This is a genomic window from Promicromonospora kroppenstedtii DSM 19349, assembly GCF_000515355.1.
Lineage (GTDB): Bacteria > Actinomycetota > Actinomycetes > Actinomycetales > Cellulomonadaceae > Promicromonospora > Promicromonospora kroppenstedtii.
Map to the genome: position 1 here is coordinate 1 of NZ_KI911635.1, position 3,064 is coordinate 3,064.

Consider the following 3,064-nt stretch of genomic DNA (forward strand, 5'->3'; position numbering starts at 1 on the left):
TCTGGCCGCGGCCGATCGGCAGCGGCTGGTCCTGGCCCGCGAACGGGCGCTGCGAGCGGGGCAGGAAGTCGCGGCGGGGTACGGCGCGCATCGCTCGGGCGATGTCGTCGTGCTCGGCGGCCGGCTCGGAAACCATCACGTATCACCTGAACCCAGGTTAGGCACAGCCCCAGGCAGATCGCCATGTGCGCTGTCGCGGGCCCGTGTGGGCGGTCGACCGTGGGCAAGACCACGCGGCCACCGGTTTGAACCCGCTGAGAGCATCGCGTAACCTTGATCTTCGGTGTGCTGTCTGCGCACCCGTCCTGCGTGCCCATGGCGCACCGCACTCGACCGCCGCGGCGGAGCGAGTCACAGCAAAGCCGGTGAGATCCGTCGTGCGCGCACGCCAAGACTAGAGAGATGAGTTGAACGTGGTGTACGCGATCGTCAAGGCCGGTGGCCGCCAGGAAAAGGTGTCCGTCGGGACCATCGTCGTCATGGACCGTGTCCAGGCGGCAGCTGGTGAGACCGTTGAGCTCCCGGCCCTGCTGCTGGTGGACGGGGAGAAGGTGACCACCGACGCGAAGAAGCTCGCGAAGGTCAAGGTCACCGCTGAGGTCGTGCGGGACGAGAAGGGTCCCAAGATCACGATCCTCAAGTACAAGAACAAGACCGGTTACCGCAAGCGTCAGGGCCACCGCCAGTCGCTGACCCGCGTCAAGGTCACCGGCATCAAGTGACTTCCGCTGCGGGCCTCCTCTGCCGAGTGAGCCCGCGCGAGCCAGATACTTCTTCTTCTCCTTCGTCCCGAAAGACAGGTCAGCCAGATGGCACACAAGAAGGGCGCGAGCTCCTCGCGCAACGGTCGTGACTCCAACGCCCAGCGCCTCGGCGTGAAGCGGTTCGGTGGCCAGGTCGTCAAGGCCGGCGAGATCATCGTCCGCCAGCGCGGCACCCACTTCCACCCCGGCGTGAACGTCGGCCGCGGCAAGGACGACACCCTGTTCGCCCTCGACGCCGGCGCCGTCCAGTTCGGCACCCGTCGTGGCCGCAAGGTCATCGACATCGTCGCCGCCGAGGTCTGAGCTTCGGCTTCCGCGTAAGGGGGCGCACCGTCGACGGTGCGCCCCCTTACGCTTTTTCATGAGCGGCCCGGCCGCTCCACCTGAGCAGTACCTGAGAGGATCGAGACATGGCCAGCTTCGTGGACCGGGTGGTTCTGCATGCCGCCGGCGGTAACGGCGGGAACGGCTGCGCCTCGATCCGCCGGGAGAAGTTCAAGCCCCTGGCGGGCCCCGACGGCGGCAACGGCGGTGACGGCGGCACGGTGAAGCTCGTCGTCGACGCCAACACGACCACCCTGCTCGAGTACCACCACTCGCCGCACCGGCGGGCAACGTCGGGCACCCAGGGGATGGGCGACGACCGGGACGGCGCCAACGGTGGCGACCTCGTCCTGACCGTGCCGGACGGTACCGTCGTCAAGGACCTGGACGGCAACGTGCTGGCCGACCTCGTGGGCGAGGGCGCCGAGTACGTCGTCGCCGCGGGCGGCAAGGGCGGGCTCGGCAACCGCGCGCTGTCGTCGCCGAAGCGCAAGGCCCCGGGCTTCGCGCTGCTCGGCGAGGAGGGCGAGACCGCGGAGGTCGAGCTCGAGGTCAAGACCATCGCCGATGTCGCGCTGGTGGGCTTCCCGAGCGCGGGCAAGTCGTCGCTGATCGCCGCGATCTCGGCCGCGCGCCCCAAGATCGCCGACTACCCGTTCACGACGCTGGTCCCGAACCTCGGCGTGGTCCAGGCGGACCAGTCGCGGTACACCGTGGCCGACGTGCCGGGCCTGATCCCTGGTGCCAGCGAGGGCAAGGGCCTGGGCCTGGAGTTCCTGCGGCACATCGAGCGCACGGCGATGATCGTGCACGTGCTGGACTGCGCCACGCTGGAACCGGGCCGCGACCCGATCAGCGACCTCGACGTGATCGAGGCCGAGCTCGCCGCCTACTCGGGCGACATCGGCATCGCGGGCGGCCGCGTGCCGCTCGCCGAGCGTCCGCGCCTCGTGGTGCTCAACAAGATCGACGTGCCCGAGGCGCGCGAGCTCGCGGACTTCGTGAAGGCCGACCTGGAGGCGCGCGGGCTGCGCGTCTTCGAGATCTCGACGGCGTCCCACGAGGGTCTGCGCGAGCTGAAGTTCGCCCTGGCCGAGGTCGTGGAGAAGGCCCGTGCGGAGGCCCCCGCGCCGGAGGCCGCGCCGATCGTGCTGCGCCCGCGCCCCGTGAACGAGTCGAAGTTCACCGTGCGCCGGCTCGGCGGCGAGACCGCCTACTGGTTCGAGGTCCGCGGCACCAAGCCGGAGCGCTGGGTGAAGCAGACCGACTTCAACAACGACGAGGCCGTCGGCTTCCTCGCGGACCGGCTCGCCAAGCTCGGCGTCGAGGACGGGCTGTTCAAGGCGGGCGCCGTCGCGGGCGACGAGGTGCGCATCGGTGACCCGGACAACGCCGTCGTCTTCGACTGGGAGCCCACGCTGCAGACCGGCGCCGAGCTGCTGGGCGGCCGTGGCACCGACCTGCGGCTCGACCAGAACGAGCGACCCACGCGCGGCGACAAGCGCCGCGAGTTCACCGAGCGCATGGACGCCAAGGCCGAGGCGCGGCGTGAGCTGTGGACGGAGCGCGAGGCGGGCCACTGGACGGACCCCGACGCCGACTGAGCCGCAGGTTCAGTCGGCGGACAGGCTCAGTCGGCAGACAGGCAGAGCCTGGTCCGTGTCGGACCTACAGGTCGCCTCTGGCGACCTGTACGTCTGACCCGTCCGGGTCGGGTGCCCGGCTCGTGGAATGAGCGAGCGTCCGGGGCACCGCTCCGGAGAGGATGAGGTGTGAACTCCCTCGATCCCTCGGTCAACCGTCAGGACGCTCCGGACATCAAGGACGCCCCGCCGGTCCCGGGCCCGCGGGCCGCGGTCGCGGCCGCGCGGCGCGTCGTGGTGAAGATCGGCTCCTCGTCGCTGACCGGCCCGGACGGGCATCTCGACGTCGGGGCACTGCGCGGGGTCGTCGAGGTGCTGGCCGCCCGGCAGGCG

General features: G+C 70.5%; 3 protein-coding genes and 2 pseudogenes. 4 read left to right on the plus strand and 1 reads right to left on the minus strand.

The genetic code is table 11. The features are described 5' to 3' along the window. Nucleotides 1–136: pseudogene (locus PROKR_RS37815) on the minus strand (protein-L-isoaspartate carboxylmethyltransferase); the annotation flags it as partial. Between the two features lie 277 nt (nucleotides 137–413). Here PROKR_RS37815 and rplU point away from each other — a divergent pair. From rplU to PROKR_RS34190, 4 genes and pseudogenes are all read left to right on the plus strand, one after another. Then, complete coding sequence (rplU, locus tag PROKR_RS07150; protein WP_020013783.1) at nucleotides 414–722, plus strand: 50S ribosomal protein L21; 309 nt, start codon at nucleotides 414–416, stop codon at nucleotides 720–722. 87 nt (nucleotides 723–809) lie between these two features. Then, a complete protein-coding gene (rpmA, locus tag PROKR_RS07155) occupies nucleotides 810–1,067 on the plus strand; it encodes a 50S ribosomal protein L27 (protein WP_036961235.1) in 258 nt (85 codons plus the stop codon). 107 nt (nucleotides 1,068–1,174) lie between these two features. Then, nucleotides 1,175–2,692, plus strand: coding sequence for a GTPase ObgE (gene obgE, locus PROKR_RS07160; RefSeq protein WP_036961238.1), 1,518 nt, complete (start codon nucleotides 1,175–1,177; stop codon nucleotides 2,690–2,692). Nucleotides 2,693–2,905: 213 nt separating this feature from the next. Next, nucleotides 2,906–3,064, plus strand: a pseudogene (locus PROKR_RS34190) (glutamate 5-kinase); the annotation flags it as partial.

What these genes read in the sequence shown, in the direction of transcription:
- rpmA (WP_036961235.1), top strand. Translation starts at nt 810, where the DNA reads ATGGCACACAAGAAGGGCGCGAGCTCCTCGCGCAACGGTCGTGACTCC.
- obgE (WP_036961238.1), top strand. Translation starts at nt 1,175, where the DNA reads ATGGCCAGCTTCGTGGACCGGGTGGTTCTGCATGCCGCCGGCGGTAAC.